The following is a 21,047-nucleotide window of genomic DNA, read 5'->3' as shown; positions in this document are numbered from 1 at the left end:
ATCACACCTCCATCTCAATCTGCGGATAAATACCATCCGCCTTTAACTGTTCATAGATAAAGAGCCTTCCTTTTTGTGTCCACTTAGTATGCACTTTCGTATGTTGGATACCTTTGCTATCTTCATAAATGTGAGTATTGGTTTTTGTATAGCCATTTGGAGCATGCTTTTGATATAACAGCCAAATATCACCCTGTTTGACTGAATACCTTTTTCGTGCAAATACTCATTCATGCGGATTGCACTCCAACCATAGTCTTTAGCAATAACAGAAATATTGACGGCATCCCTGCATTTAAGAACCACATCGTAGTAAGTCGCTATGGGTTTCATTTCTGCTATCTGCTGCTGACCAATCGCAACTGCTGCCATCAGTTCTTTGTTCTTCTCACGCTCTTCTTTAAGAGCGGTAAATGCTGCGATGGCAAGGTCTGGATTTGCGATTAAATCATCCGTGACATAAAGTCTATGTTTGCGAATAGCAGGGAGGACTTCATTGGTGACCCAACGTTTGAACTTTTTAGCATTAGGCATTTTGCTTGAGAGGATGAGACTGTACAGACCAGATTCGTTGATAGCAGTCATCGTTTGATTTCTTCCGATGGCGTCACGAATCGTTACGTCATCCTTGTCCTCTTCATCAATGTGGTCAATTAATGCTTTTCGGGTATTTGCGTAACCGAGAATACCAGCTACATCCTTACCCACAAAATAAGGTTGACCACCAATCGTTGTAGTACGTACAGAGCCGAACTCTGCATTTTTGTAAACTTGTAATTCCATTCGAATTACCTCCTTGTATTTTTTGGAGGTCTTGACCTCCTACCTAGTAGCCTTGGGAGAAGGTCAAATCTGACGGTTTTTATATTCTTGTTCTAATTTCTTTGTTGCCCGCTTTAATTTCTGAGTAATGTTGTTTTCATCAGCACCTATGAAACTGGCATATTCTCGAATCGACATACCGTCAATGCGTACTGCAATGAACATATCTGCCCAGTCCTGCTTTTTGCCAAGAGCGGTACGTATCCATTTGCAGACACCTTCATAATCATCCTGATAAGTACGCTCAATTTCGTCTTTTCTAAAAATCCTGTCGTCCGCAACTTCTTTCATAAGTGGTTCCGAGGTATCGTATTCATCACCATCGTCATTGAAGCGCTCCTTAGGAGTTGTTAAGTGTCTGGTTTCTCTGTGCCAGATGTTGTACTCCGGCTTGTTGAACTTTTCATCGAATGTTTTTTGGATTAATTTTTCCTTTTCAAGATTTTCACCTTCAAGTGAAAGACTGACCCACATCTCCTGAGTTTCTTCCTCATTGAGTTCGATGCTTTGAAACTGGTTCTCATATCTGATTGATAATCTCATTAGATTCTCCTAATCCCGTCCTGGAAGACAGCGGAGAACTAATGAATCTTTGGAAAACAATGACCAACAGAGTTACCTCCTAAAAATATGTATAGGAAATAAAACGGAGGAGCATAAATTTCACCCAACAGCCTGTCATTGGCTATCTTCGAATCATTTATGTATCCGCCGTCTTCTGCTGGCCAGCTTTAGACGAATTTATATTTTTGTAAGGCTTGTCCCTTACCTTTATAAATATAATAGGTTTCAAAATTTCACGACCAACTCGTTGAGTTGGGACAAATTTGTCTATTTATCAGTCTTTTCTAAATTTGGGCATAAAAAAAGAACCCCTTTCGGGGTCCTAAACCAACTCATCGAGTTATCAACTTATTTATTCTTTTATTTCACTACCTAGTTCGTGAATACCACATTGCTCTAGAATACCATTGAAATCATCAAGCGAAAGCCCTGGCATAGTATCCATAATACGAATATAAGTCTTATCGGGATCTTTATAATAATCTAGTTTATTATTTGATTTATCAAACAGCTTTTGCGTAATCCTCGTGCATAACTGCATACCAACACAGATGGCCATCAACAAGTTCGTTGTCATATTGTTGGCTTTATCATTTTTTATTCTACCATGATAATTTTTGTGGATTCCTGTCTCTTCATTAAACTTATCAGGATAATTCCACTTTCTATTTTCCATCAAAAACCACAGACAATTACATAGTGTTTTGGTAGGGTCACCAAGCAACTTAATGAGTTCAATTTCTTCCTCCTCATTATAAGAAGCTAGCTGTTGAGAAAATGCTTGATATGTTTCTTCAGGTTCATTCAGTAAAGGGGATTGATACTTAGGATGAAACGTAAGAAGTCTACTATCAATGCCTTCAACCTTCTTAAGGACCGTATACCCAAGCAAGTCTTTGTAAGTATTAGTGTATGTTACAAAATTCTGTTCACGAATATTGATAACACATTTAGAGAGATTTTTCTTTGCCTTTGGCGTTAAAAAGAGTTTTCCATCTTTTTGTGTAACATATTGGCTTTTGGCAAGTACAAAGTATCCGTCAGCGTATACAAAATGTCTCTCTGTTATCCAGTTCTGTAGAGTTGAATCTGAATCAATTATTTTCAATGCTTCAACTGGAGTTAATCTAACAAAATCTTGATTACTATTGATTTCTTCATATACATCATTGTAATTAGAGAATTCTGATATGATATCCTCTAAACCAACTTCAATCAATCTATATTTTACTGATAGCCTTGACGTTATAAAGAAGCTGCTTAAATCCTCAATCAAGGTGTCACAAGAGTATATTGTATTTTCACCAGATGCTTTATACTGCTCAATAAACTCTAACGCTTTCCTTTTGAAGCAATTTTTGGGCATCAGGACTCTAGGAGCTAATCTATGTGCTTGCCATTCCAACCATCGAACTTCATTTTCTTTTGTGTTCTTACCCTCTGGTGGTGTAAAGAAAGTCTCGGATTGTCGGCATAAAATTGGATATAATTTTTCAGATTCATTTTTATTTTTAACCTTAAGAATTTGAAAATATGTCTTATCTTTTTCCCAGTGTAGTGCTTCATGAATGAGCGTATTTCTTTTCGATCCTTCACCATATAAAGACTCGGACAAAGGGTCAATTAATACTGTTCCAGCACTGAAGGAAGTTGATAAATATTTACCTGTTTCCCTGTCATATATATCAACATCTGCATCCAAAAGTAAACAACATCCAAAAACATCTAGGTCGCTTGATAAATAAACTTCTTGAACAGTAAGCCCCATATCCTTAAGAATGTCATCAACCGGAAGAGGCATCGGTTCAACCAATGCCTGTTTACAGTATTTAGTCAGAAATTTTGTAGCATAGTCATCAAGGCGATTCTTTCCAAGAATTAGAGCACCAGATTTTTTATTGATATCGAATACATCACTTGGAGTTATCTTCCTCTTCATAATCTACCTGTTCTCCTTTTTCAATATGATCCAAAGGCAACTCTGACAATAACTTTCTTGCCTCTTTCCAGGTAGGGTAGAACTCCTCCACAAGTGAATTGAATCTATGGGTGTGATTCTTTTCTAACAAGTGTACCAGTTCATGGATAACAACATATTCAAGACATTCTATTGGTTTCTTGGCTAGCTGTAGATTAATCCATATTCTTTTTTTATCAATATTGCATGTACCCCACTTAGTTTTCATATTCTTAATTTTGTACTCATTAGCATGGAGGTTTGTTTTTGTTTCACACCTAGAAACTACCCCATCCAACACTCGTTTAAGTTCTTCTCTGTACCATTCATTGAATGCCCTCTCCCTTGATTCTTTAGTTGATCTTTCGGGAGCAGTCAATATTATCTTGTTTGGTAGTTTTGAAATTTCGTATTTGTTTCCTTCATAGACAACTTGTAGCCGATATGGCTTTCCCCACAGGAAATGGGATTCTCCTGAAACATATTCTCTCTCAGTTTGACGCGCCTGTGACAGCATCCTGTCTCTTACCTTAGTGATTTCTGGCATTTTCTTTAATACAAAGAGCCTTATCTCTTCATCAGGATAATCGCTAGGAGTACTAACTGTCACACTGCCTTCTGGTGGATTCACCCTGATATAGAGATTTTTAAGATTTTTCTTTTTTATAATTTCTATTGGCAACCCACCAATTATTTCTTCATTACACATCGTATTCTGCCTGCCTTTCAGCTATTTCGAAGACCGTAGCAGTTTCCTGCGTTGCTTCATCTTCGTCATAACCATATACCAATAAATTTTCATATATAGCAAGCCTTATGTTTTGTTGTTTTTGAAAATTCCTTTTCCAATCAGGACGTAATGCACTATGGACAGCACTATCAATATTTACTGCTAAAGTCTCGTCTTTATTAAAATAATCAAAGAAAGCTCTTCTAGCTTCACTAGTCTTAACGGTATCAGGATAATCCAAGCTGTCTTCAGGGTGCAAAATCGCTTGGGCCAACTCAACCACTTGCCGTAAATATTCCTCGTAACTCATAGCCTCTATTCGTCTCTGGTCGATTAGTACTTGGAGCATTTCTGATAACTTACCATAATAAACTTGGTTAGATGACATCTTCTTTACAATTTCATGCTGCAAGTTATTTTCGATGATTTCTGCTTTAGCATTTTCATTACCTGGAAGACCTTGTACCAGGGCCTCTATTGGTGTTGTTGAAGTGTTTTCAAGTAACAATTCCACCAACGACATATTCCCGAGTTCGCTTACAACTGTAGAATCTTCTGCACGTATGTAAGTATCAAGGACATATCGCATATCAGCCTCATATGGTTTTAAATCGATATAATCACAGCTTGCTAGTTTAACCATTTCTTTTATTTTGTTATAGCCTGAAATATTACTCCTTAGCCTGCTAACTTGCCCCTCTGAATAGCCATAATCACTCACAAGTTTATCACTGCAGTTAGCAAAAGAGCGTGTTAGCGAGGCTGTAAGAGTATATAAAATATCTCTGCGACCAGTGTTTTCATCATCTTCACTGTTTTCACCACAAAAATACTCAATATAATCCGTATCGTCTTTAGGATCGCTTACATTTTCTAATAGATCTTTCAGCGATGCAATTGCACCCACCATCTCAGATTTAGCTTCGTCATAGCGATTCTTTATAAGTCCCTCAACATCTTCCTTATCAAAGCTATCGAAAGCTTCAGTAGTATAATCAGCCACTGCAAGCTGAACATTACGAAACAAGTCCATGTAATCTACGATATAGCCATAGTCCTTATCTTCGCCATCTGGTCTATTAACTCGGCAGATAGCCTGGAAAAGGTCATGATCCCTCATAGATTTATCAATATATAGATATGTCGCTGTTGGAGCATCAAATCCTGTTAAAAGTTTATCTACCACGATAAGAAGTTTCATCTTAGCAGGTTCTTTTTTGAACTGCTCTTTTACTTCCTTCTCAAATTCAGACAATTTTTTGCCCTTAAGCATACGCTCATAAATAGACTTCTTATATTCTTCTTCGCCCTCTTGACTTAAATCACTCGTAGCTGTCCTAACACTCGCGGTTGAAGGCTCAAAGGAAGTTACAACAGCACACTTGTTAAAGCCGTTGCTCGTGAAAATATCCCAGTATCTGCAAGCCTCGTATATACTATTTGCCACAAGCATGGCTGTACCACGCTCATTTTTCAGACGAGGTTTTAAATTCATGTCGAAAATGATATCGCTAGCTATTTTCTCAAGTCTTTGTTTTGAACTATATAATTTGTTGATTGATGTCCAACTTTGTTTCAGCTGTATTTTTGCTCTATCTGTAAGACCTAAAGTTTTATTATCAAACCATAAATCGACCTTGTCTTTACTAGATAAGTCTTGGTCAACATCTCTTGCTTCATAACGTAAATCAAGAACAACACCATCTTGAACACCTTCATCAAATTTATACGTATGGATGTATGGTCCAAAAGTCTCAAGACTGGTCGCTTTATCTTTTTTAAGAAGTGGAGTACCTGTAAAACCAATAAGTAATGCTTCAGGCATCAGTACTTTAACAGCCTCATGCAATTTTCCCGAGTTAGTACGATGGCACTCGTCAATAAAAGCTATAATATTTCCTTTTGCTTTAAAGTCTGCTGGGAGGTCTTTTAGCAATTCTTTACGATATTGATCGACATCAGATTGTTTACCTGCATTGTGTCCGTATTTATGAATCAAAGAGCAGATAATAGAATCATCGTTTTTATTCAGAATCTCTCTTAAATCAGCACTACTTTTTGTTCTTCGTACTTTTTCATTTACATCAATGAACAGGCTTTCAATTTGGTCATCAAGCTCATCTCGGTCGGTGATGATTACCACTCGGCTATCTGCTACGTTCTCAATAACCCACTTAGTAAGCCATACCATAATTAAGGACTTACCTGAACCTTGTGTGTTCCAGATTATACCGCCTTCGCCTGCAAGAATTTTTTTCCTAGCAGCAATATTTGCAAAGTATTGATTATGTCTTGCAACCTTTTTCACTCCAGCATCAAAAATAATGAAATCATGAATCAGCGAAAGAAATCTTTCTTTTTGACAAAGGGAAACTATACCATCTCTTAGCTTATTCTTTTCTTTAGATTGTAAAACCTTGACAGTTGCAGAAAGGTCATCGGTAGCTTTGATATCTTCTTTCCATTTCAGAAAATACTTTTCAGGTGTTTCAGTAGTGCCATACTTCAGTCCCTCTGCCTCGTTACCTGCAAAAATTAATTGAACAGTGCTAAAGAAGTTTTGAATGTACTCCTTCTTTTGGTTTGTAAGATTCTGGCGAATTCCCTCACCGATACTCACACATGAACGCTTTAATTCAAATATACCAAGAGCGATGCCGTTTATATACAGCACCACATCCGGGCGTTTTCTCTCTATTTGATTAAAGCAGAGAGCACTTACTTCCTCCGCAGCATAGAAATCATTGTTATCAACATTGTTCCAGTCGATATAATGAACTGTTTGACGATTTTTATTCTCGTCTTTAACACCTTGCTTGCCATAGCGAAGTAAGGAATAGACTTCTTTATTGATTTGGTAAAGGCTATCCACTTGATTGCTCGCTTTTGAAACAAGCTCAGTTACAGCTTTGGAAATCTGATCTTTCGTATAACCACGTTTTTCAAGATTCTTTTTCAGCAAATCTTCTCTGATAGGTTTGTTATTCTGATCCTCCAGATTTCCGAGATACGTATAACCTAGACCACCGTCTTCCTCTTTATCTATTAACCAGTGAAGGACCTTGTTTTGCAATTTTCTTTCTAAATCAACAGACATAGCCTTTACCTCCTCATATTTTAAGGCGCACACGGCCTGTTAAGAGGTCGTCCATTGCACCTTCTCTAATTTGAATCATCTTTGCTTTTTCCATTTCAAGAGATTCTATTTCTTCATCCATTGCTGTTAGGATAGAAGATATGGCTTGTTGTTCTTCAATATCAACTGGAATTTTAAATTCAAAGAGTGATATATCTTTAGCTGATAAGTTTGGTTGAGATGAGCCTGTATTGGCAGCTTCTATTCTATTTTTTATAATTGATGAAGACATCAATTGAGCAAGAAATAAAGGGTTGATTGTTTCTTTGGCTCTCACAATACAAAGAGATGATGCAGGTGCTCCCTCATCAAAATCTGCTAATGCAAACTTTCCAAGTGAACCACGCAAACAAAATAAAATGTCATTTTTTATAATCTTTCCACCTCCCAACAAACAATAATGCTCTTTGGATATGTAATCCATACCGTCGAACAAAACTTTTCCGTTGCTGAGATGACCTGCGTTCACAAATGGAACACCATAAGATGTAAACGCAGATTCTGATGGATAATTTACACCTCTGTCGCCATTAAGAATAGTAGTTACAGTTCCAAGGTTAACTTCTTTCCACTCACCATTAAACCCATCAAGCCTTGTTCTACCACTGACTAAGTCCTCTAAAGCCCCGTCACGGATTGCTTTTTTCTTTTCAATTAGTTCGGTGAGATTGTCGATATGCTCGTCAAAATCTGATAGCACCGAAGAGATAGTTTGTTGTTCTTTAAGGCGTTCTGGCAAAGTCACTTCGATATTCTTTAAAGTTTTTCCATTTAATTTGGCTCTCGTTCCACCAACAAGAACAGCGGAAAAGTCGACTGTTTTAAGTAGATATGCTAAAAATCTAGTATCTGCTTTCGAATTGACTCCCGCTAGAACATGAGCGTGATTATTAACCCATATCTTTCCGCTAGTATATGTTACTGGATAGTTCTGGAGATCATTCGCCCCGTCTTCAGCAATCAGAACAAACTCTCCATCATGTGTATACCCACTTACATAATCTTGAATTCCATTTGCTCCATAGTAGGGGATATTGCCTGCTTTTCTTTGATTTTTAGTTACAGGAATTCGCAGATTGTCAAAAATATCAGCTACATCATTAATTTTATATTCTTTCCAGTCAGAAGGATAAGTTACCATGTATACCCCATCCTTTCTAAAGCGGATTTCACTTTGGCATTTAACTGAGCTGTCTTTTCTTCCACCTCTCCTAAAGTGTGCTCATAGCGTTTGGCAATTAAGACAACTTTTGAGGCAAGATTATTCAACACTTGATCAATCGCATCAATAATGTCGCTTTCAAGCCTTGCCATCCACTTTTTATCAAAGAGTAAATGCTTTACTTCATCAATTGTTAGTTCTCCATATTTAGCAAGTACTAAATCATCCAGCTCTTTTTGAGCTTCTTTAATCGCTTTATCAGCTTCTTCTTTTTCAGTTAACTTAGCTTGGTAAGAAAGAAGAGCATTATATTCTTCAACATATGTTTCAGGCATTATTGCATTGTCATTTGCTTCTTTTAATGCATTTCTAAGCTTAGCCTTTCCAAATGAACCATTCTTGTTTCTAAGCTCATATGTCTTCAGCTCACTATTAGCTTTGACGATTTTTTCCATTTCCGATATATTGCCTGCATCAAATAATTCAATAAGTTTTGTAATGTCATCTATTACTTCAGAAGTCTTTTTACTTTCAAGTTCTTTTATCTGTTTATTCAGATTTGCTTTAGGTATACCGTCACCTTTCTCATTCAAAGCATTTATAAGCAAGCCTTCGTCACCTGATTCTTCTTCTCTCATTTCATCCAGTTCAGATTCAAGCAATGCAGATTTTTCGATTAGCTCATTAAGAGCCATTAACTCAGTTTCGAAATACTCCTGTTCAATAATGTCTCTCGAAATTAAAGCACCTTCAAACGACTTCATTTTTGAAGTATCATCGACCTTTATTTCTTCTCCATTTTCATCTTTAGCTTTCTTTTGAGCGTATACATATTCAATCTCACGTCCCGCATCATATCCGCTCGCTTTTATTACATATACATCATCTTGCATTTTCTCATTCCAATAGTTAAGCAAGAAGTCGTACACATCGTAATTGTCTAGAAGTTTTGCCGATTCAAAATCACTCAAAATTTCAATGCCCAAGCTTCGAATTAGTTCTTTTGGGTTTGTATCTGTATTAATGTTGAGTAATGAATCTCTTACTTTATTTTTCCACATCTCGAATAAAGAACTGCATTCCGTTTCCTTTTCAACCTTTATATTTTCATCTTCAGAAATGACTTTTTCAATTTCATTTGGTTTTATAGCAAGATTATAGACATTATGTTCTTCATCAACACAAGTGAATATCTCTTGTCTTAACTGTGGCGATATTTTCCATAGTCTCTCTAAAGAGTTAATATCGACTTCTGGAATACCACCCTTAAGATGAGACGCAATGTTTTGAGGTAATGTATTATCTATTTTTTGGATATAACGAGGCACATTAAGGTTTCCTTCGTTCTCTTCTAAAATCTCTTTATACGTAATAAAGCGAGAGTATCCCTCAATTTTTTCTTGGTGAATAAAGGTTTGCACAATTTTCTCAATATCCTGTTCACGAAGACGGTTCTTATTTCCATCTTTCTTAAACCCATCGCTCGCATCAATCATAAAGATACCTTCACGTTTATCAGCGTTTTCTTTATCGATTATGATGATACTAGCAGGGATTCCTGTACCATAAAATAAGTTTGCCGGTAGCCCTACTATACCCTTGATATATCGTTTCTCAAGAACAGCTTTTCTAATGGTTTCTTCTGAGTTTCCTCTAAAGAGAACACCGTGTGGCAGAATAATCCCTGCCTTACCATTGCTATCCAATGCTTTTAGAACATGTAGAAACCAAGCATAATCACCATTCTTTTCTGGTGGAATGCCATAACCATCAAACCTCTTATATTTATCTTCAGATGGTTTAATTCCATCAGTCCAGTCTTTATCAGAAAATGGTGGGTTCATGACAATAAAATCAAATTTTCTAAGTCCACCAAAATCATCAGTATATTGTGGATTTGCCAATGTATTCCCACTTTTGATTTCCCTGTTCCTTTGTTATGTAGGATGAAGTTCATCTTTGCTAAACCAGCAGTATCAGGATATTTTTCTTGTCCAAATATTGTTACTATGGAATCACCATTATCATCAGTTGGTGCTTCATCTGCTGAACGAATAAGTAATGATCCACTCCCCGCCGCAGGATCATGGAGGGTCCATTTCTTTCCTGTCTCTTGTTTAATATTGCCAATACCAATAAGTCTAGCAATAATACGTGACACCTCACTAGGTATATAAAACTGTCCCTTACTCTTACCAGACTCCTGAGCGAATTTCATCATGAAGTATTCATATGCATCCCCAATGATGTCATCTCCACTGGCTCTGTTGCTTTTAAAGTCAATCGCAGGATTTTGGAAAATAGCTATAAGACCAGAAACTTTATCAACTAGTTCTTTACCAGAACCTAGTTCATCTGGATTGTTAAAGCTTACGTCAGGAAGTGCACCTGCTAGCTTATTATCTTCTAGAAACTTTTGAAGAATTACATCAACTCTTTCGCCAACATCTGGTTTACCTTTTGCAGCAATCAAGTCGTCAAATGAGGCACCTTCATTTACTGTAAATTCAGCAAAACGTTGCCCTTTATATCTGTCTGATACATACTTGAAGAATAACAATACAAGCACATAATCTTTATACCTTGAAGGTTCTACTCCACCTCTTAATTTATTGCAAGCCTCCCATAATAGGGAATACAATTCTGATTTTTTTACAGCCATTCATTTAACCTCTCTCATCTCTTAATTGTTTTATATTTAGTATTCAGTTATATCTATTCCTGCTTTTAATAACCTTTCGTATCTCTCGTGAGAAATTAGCACTGCTACAGGCTTTCCGTTTTTCAAAACAAAAGCAGTTTTATCTTCATCTGATAAACCTGTGATCAATTTCGAGGATTGCCCTCTAAGAAAATCTGACATGTTATAAAACTCCATTGGTTGCTTTTGGACTTTATCTTCCTTATCCATACCTAAATCCACCTTTTCTTTTTATTATAATATATAGACATTGTTATTTCAACCTTTATATACACTTAAAAAGTAATTACTTTCAACACCTTTTTAAACTTTATTACTACCAGAATATAATAGCAATCTTGTCAATTCACCATTATTTTGCCAACCACCTTATCAACTCACCTACTCAATAAGCATACCGGCTGGTAATTTTTCTAATTCACCAATCTTCGATAACTTCCCTCAAAGCAAAAATCCGTGATTATCCTTCCGGCTTGGGGCCAGGTCTCAAATCACGGAAAGCCTTTATTTACTTATCTTATTACACGCTTACTTATCAACCCTTGACATCAATACCACCGTCTCAACGTGCGTTGTTTGTGGGAACATATCCACAGGTTGAACTTTCTCCACAACGTATCCACCCTCGATAAAACTTCTTAAGTCTTTCGCCAGTGACATCGGATTGCAGCTTACATAGACAATTCGTCGTGGTTGGGAAGCAATTGCTGCTTCAATAAATACAGGATCAAGCCCTTTACGCGGTGGATCAACCACTAAGACATCAATCTCAATGCCTTCTTTAACCCATCGGGGCATGATTTTCTCAGCCTCACCAACTTCGAAATGTACATTTTCAATTTGATTCAAAGCAGCATTTTCGTTGGCCATGCGAATCGCATCTTCGACAATCTCAACCCCATATACAAACTTGGCCTTTTCGGCTAAGTTTAAAGTGATTGAACCAATTCCACAATAAGCATCCACAACAATATCATTGTTGGTTACTTCGGCCATATTGATGGCTTCTTGGTAGAGGACTTCCGTTTGTAGCGTATTGACTTGGAAAAAAGATTTCGAAGAAATCTTAAACACTTTTCCGAGTAATTGATCATGATAAACATCTTCGCCAAACAACACCTTTTGTTCCTGACCTAAGATGACATTTGTTTGCCTCATATTTATATTCTGAACAATACTTACAGTTTGTGGTAGGGCCTCCACAAGGGCGTTCACAAGCGCGTCTTGCGACGGTATTGTTTCACCGTTCGTTATAAGGACTATCATCAATTCATGCGTGTAATGACCGTAACGGACCATTACGTTGCGAATGAGTCCAGTATGACTGGCTTCATCATATGCTTGGATGCCAAATTTACGCAATGTGTTACGAATCACTAAAATCGCATCATCCAAGACTTCTTCTTGAATATAAAAATTTTCAATCGGAACCAAATCATGCGAGCCCCGTTTAAAAAAGCCTGTTTCCAACACACCATCAATCATTTGGACAGGAATGGTCGCCTTATTCCGATAATGCCAGGGCTGTTTCATTCCAATAGTAGGAAGGACTTCAATATTCGTTAAATCAATGACGCGACCTAAGATTGATGCCACTTGTTTTTGCTTAAATGCACATTGAAGTTCGTAATCCATGTGCTGCAAGGGCATCGTTCCAACTCGCGTTCCAACTTTATCCACCAGTTCAACACGTTGTGGTGATGGATTATCAATACTGATAATACGACCATAAGCAAAACGCTTTGCGACCTTCGTGACACTCAATGTTATCGTTTCACCGGGAATCGCATTTTCCACAAAGATTGGAAATCCCTCCACCTTTACTACACCAAAACCTTCAAATGTCAGGTCCAAAACTTCAAGCGTGAGCCGCTCATTCTTAACTACCGGTATTTTTTTCATATCCATCACCTTTTCTCCTTTTAGAATATCATAAATACTTTCCGTTGACACGAGATAAAGCATACAAGATGCATCTCTATGCATTTGCTTCTATAATAGAATAAAGGAGCGTGATAGATATGGAAATTACAAAAAAAGGAGTTCCCACAGCATTAAGAGGAACACAACCTGAAATTGGCAAAAAAGCACCACAATTTAAGCTTAAAAATCTTAACGATCAAATGATTGGCACCGAATCACTAAAGGGGCATGTTGTACTTGTGAGCGTCTTTCCAGATATTAATACACGTATTTGTGACTTGCAAACACGTCATTTCTTTAAACTTGCAAGTGAGCTCAACGACGTAAAAATCGTAAATGTATCAAACAACTCTAAAGAAGACTTTACTTCTTGGTGTGCTACTAATGGCATTGATAGTGAAATGTTACGAGATGAAGATCATGCCTTCGCAGATGCTTATGGTATTTGGATCCCGGAATTTGAAGTGCTTGCGCGTTCAATTTTTGTCCTTGATCAAAACAGCAATCTGATTTATTCAGAAATTGTTCCCGAAATGGCACAAGAACCAAACTATGAGGCAGCAATCGCAGCAGCGAAATCAGTTCTTTAACTCAGTATCCATAGTTTTAATCGAATAAAAAACACGTGCATTGGAAACCAACGTACGTGTTTTTTTGTATGTATTCGTTTTATTTCTTTTTCTTTGAAACAAGATACAATGCGCCACCAATAAGAACGATGCCAATACCCACATAAATTGCTGTTTGGGTTGGAGTTACACCGGTTCCCGGTAATTTACCACCCGGTTTCACAGTTTCTTTTTCAAGAATTGAAACGGGAAGTTCAGTTTTTTCTCCATTGGTCGTTGTATACGCAATGGTCGTATTACCTGCTTTTAAAGCTGTAAAGGTTGCAGGACTGTTGAAGGTAGCCGAGAAGAAATCTTGACTGAAACTCCATCCTTCACCTTTTGCTTGATCATCATGATTTGGTGTTAAAACAAAAACGTCACCGACATACACCTTCTCCGGTAATCCTGTAAGTTGAAGTTTTTCAACAGGTTCAGGTTTTGGCTCTGGTTTAGGGTCTGGTTTTGGTTCCGGATTTTTCACTTCAATAACCATCGTATCACCTAGGTATTTTGTAAAGATACCGTTTGTTACATAACGATAGTCATCTTGTTGATGCGCTTTGTTTGAAATTGAGTTTGCAAAGATAAGCAAATCAAGTTTTTCATTCTTTAGTTCAATCGCTTGGATTGAGTTTTTATAGCCATCAATGTGTTCTTGGGACATAAAGCCTTCAATAGGTTCATCACCCGTTGTTTTAATTAACACTTTCGATCCTTCTGGTGCTTTCACAATACTATTTCCACCATGACCGTACATAATAAAGTCTTGGTCTTGTACGTATTTTGAAGTAATCAAACTTGCTTCGGGATACGTTACTGTTGTGAGTGCATCATAGGACATGTCATAGTTTGCCTCGATATCAAGTCCAAGATTTTCGACTGCATCCAAAGCATAACCACCGTATCCAATGTAAGGTTTTCCTTCACCAACAACATCAAGTTCGAGACCATTAAGTCTACGGTTACCAATAATAATATCTGCATCCTCGAGACTGTGTGTTATATCAAAGCCTAGTTGTTGTTCCCAAACAAAGTAATCCCAGTTGAGTGAAGTATTTAAACGATTGGTATAGTTTGTAAATCCGTAAGGTTCTCCGGTATCACGTTTAACTTTATACGTTTCCACTGCACCTGGAACATAGAGTGTTGCGGATTTAGTGATAACTTGTGCCGTCGGCATTGTGTTGGTACGCGTTGCTTGCAAGATATAAGAATCTTGAATCAAAGCAAAGGTTGCTTCTGACATTACGAAATCACCTTGGAAATCACCTGAGGTAATAAATCCAACGGATTCTCCCGTTTTAAGCAATTCATTGATCGCTTGAACGCCCGCCACACTGTTATTCGAAACAATTACGATTTCCCCTTCGCCATCAACGTGTGTTGGTGTTTCTGGTGTCGTTTCTAATTGTGTAAAGGTCGCAGAATCGAATGCACCAATTTTGGTAATCACATCCATATTAAATCCACGTAATTCAGAGAATGCTGTAAGGGGTTCTGAGTAGAGGTCAGTCCAACCTTTAATTACAATATTATTGTAAAGTGCAGCATTCGCCATATTACGTTTCGCTTGATGGAGGTCAATTACCATCGTTCCTTTTGGATACGTGGTTCCATTGACCTCGAATTCAGCTTCAAGTACTTTAACCTTCACATCATTTCGTAAAAGGTATTCCATCATCTCGGTTGCTGAATGTAAGTTTTTCTGTATTGATGCTTCCATAGGAATGACATAGTATTCAGGGAAGAAATTATTGTTTTCTTCATAACGGGCACGGAAAGTATCCGCCTCAGCACCTATTTCATCTTGCTGATTTACATAGTATGGACGAATTTCATCCGCATCAATATTTTTAATACCTCGATCCCAACCCTTAAGTTGGTTTGTGTAGAATTCTTGTTTGTGCATTCCCACATAGCGTCCGTTGTTGAGCAAGGCGTATTTTACCGCTTGGGTTGCATCTTCGTTTCCATAAGGCACCTCAACGGTATAGGCTACAACACCATGAAGCATCGAGTATTGTGGTGTATAACTAGAGGACATGTCATCGAATGGTTCCCATTCATAACCACCATTATTTGCCTTTAAATAGTCTCGCATTGGCATTTGGAAACTGTTAATGGAATTATTATTGGTAATTGCTACACCACCAAATTCTTCACCTTGTGAAAGTGCATTCTCAATAAAGAGATCGTATTCCACATTTGGTTCGTGAGTTGGCGAGCAAGGTTCAATTTGGAATTGATTATAGAAACCGTGAATCTCATAGAGGTTTACAGGATTCCATGTGGAGATAAGACGTGCCATGGCTTGCGTTTCCGGTTGCGTTTGGTATGTATTGTCTCGGTTTAAGTCAAATCCATTACCATTAGTTCGAACATTCGCTGCCGCTGCATCTGCATTTTCTGCAGGGACAACAATAAAGAATACATCTTTAAGCATATCTTTAATGTTTAAATCGACATTTTCCATGTCATAAAATTTTGCAAGTTGTTCTTCACTTAAATTTGCTGCGGCATCTTCGCTATCTGGATGTTCTTCACTCGTAACTCCATCACGGATGTAACCCACACCGGTGACATCGTCTTCAATTAATTCAGACCATTTAATACCACGTGATGCTTTTTCATTCGCAACTTGTTGTTCTCCTTCAGCTGTCAACCCATTAACACGACGATATTGAACACTTCCATCAGCATTCTCAATCATTACAGATAAGAATTCCATGATTGCATCAATACCGGGGTTCTCATCGGAATGAATGTTGTTGTAGAGGATTGGAACTTTGTACTCAATCGCTCCGGATTCAATATCATTAATCACTGCTTGTGGATCTTCTTCAGCACGTTCATTAAGTGCTAAGTGGTCCGTTAACGTTTCTGCTGTGTCTGCAATAAAAATCGCATTCAGCGGACGTCCCATAGCAGTGCGACCAAACTCTCTTACTTCCGCATGAATACCTTTAGAAAGTGCTAATGCAGCAAGATCTGCAAGGCGTTGGTCAATTTCATTATAAAGTGTGTAACTGTTGTATGGTTTAAGCTTTATAGATGTTGAGGCAATAACAGCATCATCATCAATCAGTTTGAGGTCATACGACCCTGTATAGTCAAGCAATGCATTTCTAATTTGGGCACGATCACGACCATCGATTCCATTGACGCCAAACATTAATTCATTCTTAAATGTAAGTTCGAGTCCATCAGGAATTACCTTCGTATCGATGTTTCCAAAAAGAGGTGTCCCCGCTACATTTTTCGTTGTACTGAAAACAGTCCAGTCACTGAGCGGTGCTCCCATGTATTGGTAAGGAAAGTCATCCTCATTAAGACCGCCTTCCTCACGTGTTAGCGTCCATGTTGCTGAATCAGCTATCGATTGAAGTTCCGTCGATGTTTTCCCTTCAAACATTACGGTTGCCTTAAATTCTTTTGATTCTGTCATGGATATAACTTCAGACTCACCCGTTGTATTGGTAAAAGTTACCACTGGTTGAGTATCACTATAAATTGGACGTGCACTACTAAAAACGAGTCCAAACGATAGTACAAAAATGGTTAAGCATTTTAGGATTCTATGTTCATTTCTTTTATTCATTATTTTTCTCCTCTTTTTTTAAAAATAATATGTGAACATCCAACACTTAAACCTAATTCCACCTCCCTTTTTTTATATAAAATTCTTGTGAGATAATACCTCACGCTAAAGAAATTGTAACCGATTACATTTTCTTGTGTGGGACATTTGTGTGAACTTTCCATGTATTAAACCGACATTATTTTTGTCACTAAATGCGTCAATTTAAAGTAAAAGCAATATAAGAAAGGGTGTGGGCGCAAATATGAATTAAACCTTGTCAACGGGTGCAAGATTGTCGTAAAGCATAAAAAAAATAACGAAAACATGATTCTCGTTATTTTCTTTTCATTATAAGGACTCTTTTCTCAAAAAACTCAATGATTTCTTCAATATATGCGACCGTTACGATACAACTCATATAAATGGGGATGGTCCACCAGCTATCATTGCCGAAAATCATCGTCACAATCATGAGGATTTGAGCAATGATTACAATAACAGTATTCAGTTGGTCTTTCTTTATTACCAACGCTTTTGCATAGCTTAAATCTGATTTAAGTAATAGATCAACCGGAATCTCATAGTAATCTGATATTTGAACTAACATTAAGGCATCCGGGTAGCGTTTGCCCTGTTCCCAGTTCGATACTGCTTGCCGTGATACATTAAGTGCTTGGGCTACCGTTTCTTGGGTTAGCTGTCGTTCCTCGCGTAATCTTCTTAAATTCTCGTTAAGTTTCATAAAGCCTCCGTTCGCATTCATCTTATGAACTGTGTCCCAATTTGTAAAGACACATTCTGTTGCATTAGAGTTTTTCCAACAGCATTACACCAATTCCAAGAATTCCGGTTAAAAGCATGATTTTGGTTGGATCCAATTTAAACTTCCTTAATCCAATCATCGCAATAACAAAGAGAATCCCATTCACCCAATCGAAATCTGCAAGGTTAACCGCACCTTCACCAAAAAATGCAGTCAGTAGGATTGTAACCCCCGCTGACGCAATTAAAGCAACAACGGTTGGACGAAGTCCATCTAGAACATTTTGAACGATTGTGAGGTTACTAAACTTGTAATAAATCATTGCAAGAAAGAGTACAATCACGATTGATGGAAAAATATTTCCAAGTGTTGCGGCGATAGCACCTTGAATTCCAGCTACACGTAAACCGACAAACGTTGCCGAATTTAACGCAATCGGTCCAGGAGTCATTTGTGAGATGGTAATCAAGTCTGTAAATTCGGTCATTGTTAGCCAACCGTGTGACACCACTACTTGATTTTGTATCGGCGCAAGTGCTGCATAACCGCCGCCAAAACTCACTAAGCCAATTTGAAGAAACGATACAAAGAGTTCCCATAAAATCATTGTGATACCTCTGACTTTCCACCCTTATTAACCGCACCAATAACACCTGCTGCTATAACAATATAAAGGACATTGATTTTAAGGAAGTATGCAGCTATAAACGAGGTGACCATAATCACAATCGGTAAGCTTCGTTTTAATTTGAAAATTTGTGAAGCCATCGTCATCACTACATCCACAATCACTGCAGCAACACCCGCTTGCATTCCATGAAGTGCCGCATTTACAAAAGCATTCGCTTTAAACTCTGCGTAAAAATGCGAGATTATCGTCAGTAAAATTAAGGGTGGTAAAATAGTTCCTAAGATTGAAAAAAACGCACCCAAAATCCCATCGATTTTATAGCCCACTAAGATTGAGGCATTGACCGCAAGCGATCCCGGAGAGGATTGCGCAATCGCCATCAAATCCATCATCTCTTCTTCTTCAATCCAGCCTAATTCTTCGACAAATTTTGTCCACATTAAAGGAATGATGACATAACCACCACCAAACGTAAATGCACTTAAATGAAACGATGATTGAAATAATTTCCAATACACTTCAGGTTTTTTCATAAAATACTTCCTTCCACTATATTCTATTTTATCGCGGATGCTTTTGTAATTGCAAATTTAAAAGGAGGGGTACCTAGGACTCCCCTCCTTCATGAATTAAATCCTCATAGATTAATTCAAGCTTCTTCACGTTTTCTTTTTCATCAAATCCTTCGCGAATGAGTCGTTCACGGGTACTCTTACGTTTATACTCGAGGTTTCCTACAATGTAATCCGACCATTCTTGCGGATTATCAATAGGAAGAAAATGAAAATCATCCGTTAGTGCACTTTTAGCGTCAATAGTATCTGCCGCAAAACACAATAGTCCTGCAGCTTGCGCTTCTACGAGAACATAAGGCAAGCCCTCAAAGACAGATGGTAAGAGAAAGACATCTAAAATTTGAAGCACGTCGGGTATATCATCCCGCAATCCTAAAAACTTAACGTGTTCTTCAATCCCATAAGCACGCACTTGTTCTTGAACTTCACCGAGCAATTCCCCTTCGCCCGCCAATGCGAGGATTGCATCAGGAATCGTTTTAAGAATTTCGTTAAATACCTCGATTAAAAACTTGTGGTTTTTTTGGAAATTAAAGCGTCCTACGTGTCCAAATACCAATTGGTCTTCGACATTCAATTCTTTGCGAAGGCGTTTCCGTGTCGCTTCATTATATTCATATTGCTTTAAATCAATGCCATTATTAATAATAATATAATCTTCGTTTGGATATAGAAAATCTCCCGCCTCTTTTGAACAGGCTAAGAGTACATCTGCGTATTTAGGTATTTGCTTCATCAGTTGATCTTTATATTTTATAAGGATCTTATTGTCAACAAAATGACGGCTTCCATGTGAATGCGAAATCATATAAGGAATCCCAATTTTTTTTGCATGCTTAAACAACAGTGGATTCAATGCATTCATATGACTATGCATAATATCATATTGCTCTTTTTCGATAATTTTCATAATTGTTCTTCGAGTTGGATTTTTCTTTAAAAAATCATCGGGCGTAAGCGGAATACGGTATATTTTTCCCCCACGAGTGATAACTTCTTTATCGTAGTACCCCTCTTTGCAACCAAACACAAGAAAATCAATGCGAACTTTTTTAGGGTCAACATTTCTAAATACACTCATCATATACGCTTCAGTACCTGCTTTTTCAAGCGTGCCACCGTGCGCAAACAATACTTTTATTGGTTTCATAGACACCTCAAAAATAATCCTATCATTTAAGTTTTATGATTGCAATCCACATCAGTACCTCATTAAACCGCTTAAGCCTTTATTTGGTGATAAAAATCGATAAATTGGTTTATAACACCATCAATAAAGGTTACTGTTCCTTCGTCAATCAAGACCCCTTTATCATCAAATTTTGTGTGGACCGCCCCAATAAGAATATCGTTTCCTGGCAACAACCACATTGGCATCGTATCCAGCACAGTATAGAGGTTCAAATAACCGCGTGCTCCAGCTGTCTGACCCATTGAGCAAGCCGCGATTAGACCCGGTTTGTCTTTCAATCCAGGTTGAGTTCGACTCACCCAATCAATCGCATTTTTTAACACTCCGGACATTCCATGATTATACTCTGGGGTAATCATCATTACTGCATCCGCTTCATCTATTTTTCGATTTAGTGTTTTCACCTTTTCAGGTGTATCTTGCGGATTATCCAAATCTCCATTATAGTTCGGAACATCAATATCAAGAATTTCGATTTCCATCCGATCGGCATAGCGTTTTTGGATATGTTTTCCAAGCATCATATTATAAGAACCTTTTCGTAAACTGCCCACCATCATCACTACTTTTATCATAAAATTCACTCCTTTTATAAATAGTATACGTGATTTTAGGGGGTCATATCTGGAATATGCATAAAATGTCAAATTAATGTGATAAAATTGTGTTTTTCAATTGATATTATCTTGCTCTTTCTATA

Annotated in this window: 14 protein-coding genes and 2 pseudogenes; 1 reads left to right on the top strand and 15 read right to left on the bottom strand. The window is 37.6% G+C overall.

The features are described from left to right. Window position 1 precedes the first annotated feature (1 nt). The 9 genes and pseudogenes from B096_RS09650 to rlmD all read right to left on the bottom strand — a co-directional run bounded on the left by B096_RS09650 (window position 2) and on the right by rlmD (window position 12,974). Window positions 2-783: pseudogene (locus B096_RS09650) on the bottom strand (phage antirepressor KilAC domain-containing protein). 63 nt (window positions 784-846) lie between these two features. After that, window positions 847-1,365, bottom strand: a complete 519-nt coding sequence (locus tag B096_RS0106250; protein ID WP_018579900.1) for a hypothetical protein — start codon at window positions 1,363-1,365, stop codon at window positions 847-849. Window positions 1,366-1,738: 373 nt separating this feature from the next. Continuing rightward, a complete protein-coding gene (locus B096_RS0106245; RefSeq protein WP_018579899.1) occupies window positions 1,739-3,325 on the bottom strand; it encodes a hypothetical protein in 1,587 nt (528 codons plus the stop codon). Then, window positions 3,300-4,052 carry a M48 family metallopeptidase gene (locus tag B096_RS0106240; protein ID WP_018579898.1) on the bottom strand — a complete coding sequence of 251 codons (753 nt, stop codon included), beginning with the start codon at window positions 4,050-4,052 and terminating at the stop codon, window positions 3,300-3,302. The genes B096_RS0106245 and B096_RS0106240 overlap by 26 nt, the downstream gene beginning before the upstream one ends. Then, a complete protein-coding gene (locus B096_RS0106235) occupies window positions 4,045-7,170 on the bottom strand; it encodes a type I restriction endonuclease subunit R (RefSeq protein ID WP_018579897.1) in 3,126 nt (1,041 codons plus the stop codon). Before B096_RS0106235 ends, B096_RS0106240 begins: the two co-directional genes overlap by 8 nt. A 13-nt stretch (window positions 7,171-7,183) precedes the next feature. Further along, window positions 7,184-8,350, bottom strand: a complete 1,167-nt coding sequence (locus B096_RS09990) for a restriction endonuclease subunit S (protein WP_018579896.1) — start codon at window positions 8,348-8,350, stop codon at window positions 7,184-7,186. After that, a pseudogene (locus B096_RS09640) lies at window positions 8,344-11,033 on the bottom strand (N-6 DNA methylase). Before B096_RS09640 ends, B096_RS09990 begins: the two are co-directional and overlap by 7 nt. Window positions 11,034-11,069: 36 nt before the next feature. Continuing rightward, window positions 11,070-11,282: a type II toxin-antitoxin system Phd/YefM family antitoxin gene (locus B096_RS0106220; RefSeq protein ID WP_018579895.1), complete on the bottom strand. Its 213-nt coding sequence runs from the start codon at window positions 11,280-11,282 to the stop codon at window positions 11,070-11,072. Between the two features lie 318 nt (window positions 11,283-11,600). Continuing rightward, window positions 11,601-12,974, bottom strand: a complete 1,374-nt coding sequence (gene rlmD / locus B096_RS0106215; protein ID WP_039736945.1) for a 23S rRNA (uracil(1939)-C(5))-methyltransferase RlmD — start codon at window positions 12,972-12,974, stop codon at window positions 11,601-11,603. A gap of 119 nt (window positions 12,975-13,093) precedes the next feature. Between rlmD and B096_RS0106210 the strand changes: the two genes are divergently transcribed. Next, window positions 13,094-13,585, top strand: a complete 492-nt coding sequence (locus B096_RS0106210; RefSeq protein ID WP_018579893.1) for a thiol peroxidase — start codon at window positions 13,094-13,096, stop codon at window positions 13,583-13,585. A gap of 79 nt (window positions 13,586-13,664) precedes the next feature. Here the strand turns inward: B096_RS0106210 and B096_RS0106205 are convergent, their stop codons facing one another. The 6 genes from B096_RS0106205 to B096_RS0106180 all read right to left on the bottom strand — a co-directional run bounded on the left by B096_RS0106205 (window position 13,665) and on the right by B096_RS0106180 (window position 20,922). Then, a complete protein-coding gene (locus tag B096_RS0106205; RefSeq protein ID WP_018579892.1) occupies window positions 13,665-17,204 on the bottom strand; it encodes an LPXTG cell wall anchor domain-containing protein in 3,540 nt (1,179 codons plus the stop codon). Window positions 17,205-17,520: 316 nt separating this feature from the next. Beyond that, window positions 17,521-17,928, bottom strand: coding sequence for a helix-turn-helix domain-containing protein (locus tag B096_RS0106200; protein WP_018579891.1), 408 nt, complete (start codon window positions 17,926-17,928; stop codon window positions 17,521-17,523). Window positions 17,929-17,992: 64 nt separating this feature from the next. Further along, window positions 17,993-18,556, bottom strand: coding sequence for a chromate transporter (locus B096_RS0106195; RefSeq protein ID WP_018579890.1), 564 nt, complete (start codon window positions 18,554-18,556; stop codon window positions 17,993-17,995). Then, window positions 18,553-19,113: a chromate transporter gene (locus tag B096_RS0106190; protein ID WP_018579889.1), complete on the bottom strand. Its 561-nt coding sequence runs from the start codon at window positions 19,111-19,113 to the stop codon at window positions 18,553-18,555. Before B096_RS0106190 ends, B096_RS0106195 begins: the two co-directional genes overlap by 4 nt. Window positions 19,114-19,186: 73 nt before the next feature. Continuing rightward, the gene (locus B096_RS0106185) at window positions 19,187-20,305 is read right to left on the bottom strand and encodes a glycosyltransferase (RefSeq protein WP_018579888.1); all 1,119 of its coding nucleotides are present in this window, start codon (window positions 20,303-20,305) and stop codon (window positions 19,187-19,189) included. Window positions 20,306-20,376: 71 nt separating this feature from the next. After that, on the bottom strand, window positions 20,377-20,922 hold the full coding sequence (locus B096_RS0106180; protein ID WP_018579887.1) for an NADPH-dependent FMN reductase: 546 nt from the start codon (window positions 20,920-20,922) through the stop codon (window positions 20,377-20,379). Between the last annotated feature and the right edge of the window lie 125 nt (window positions 20,923-21,047).

The organism is Erysipelothrix tonsillarum DSM 14972 (assembly GCF_000373785.1).
GTDB classification, from domain to species: Bacteria; Bacillota_I; Bacilli_A; order Erysipelotrichales; family Erysipelotrichaceae; genus Erysipelothrix; species Erysipelothrix tonsillarum.
Note: the sequence above shows the minus strand (reverse complement) of the source record. Positions and strands in the feature narration are given on the sequence as shown.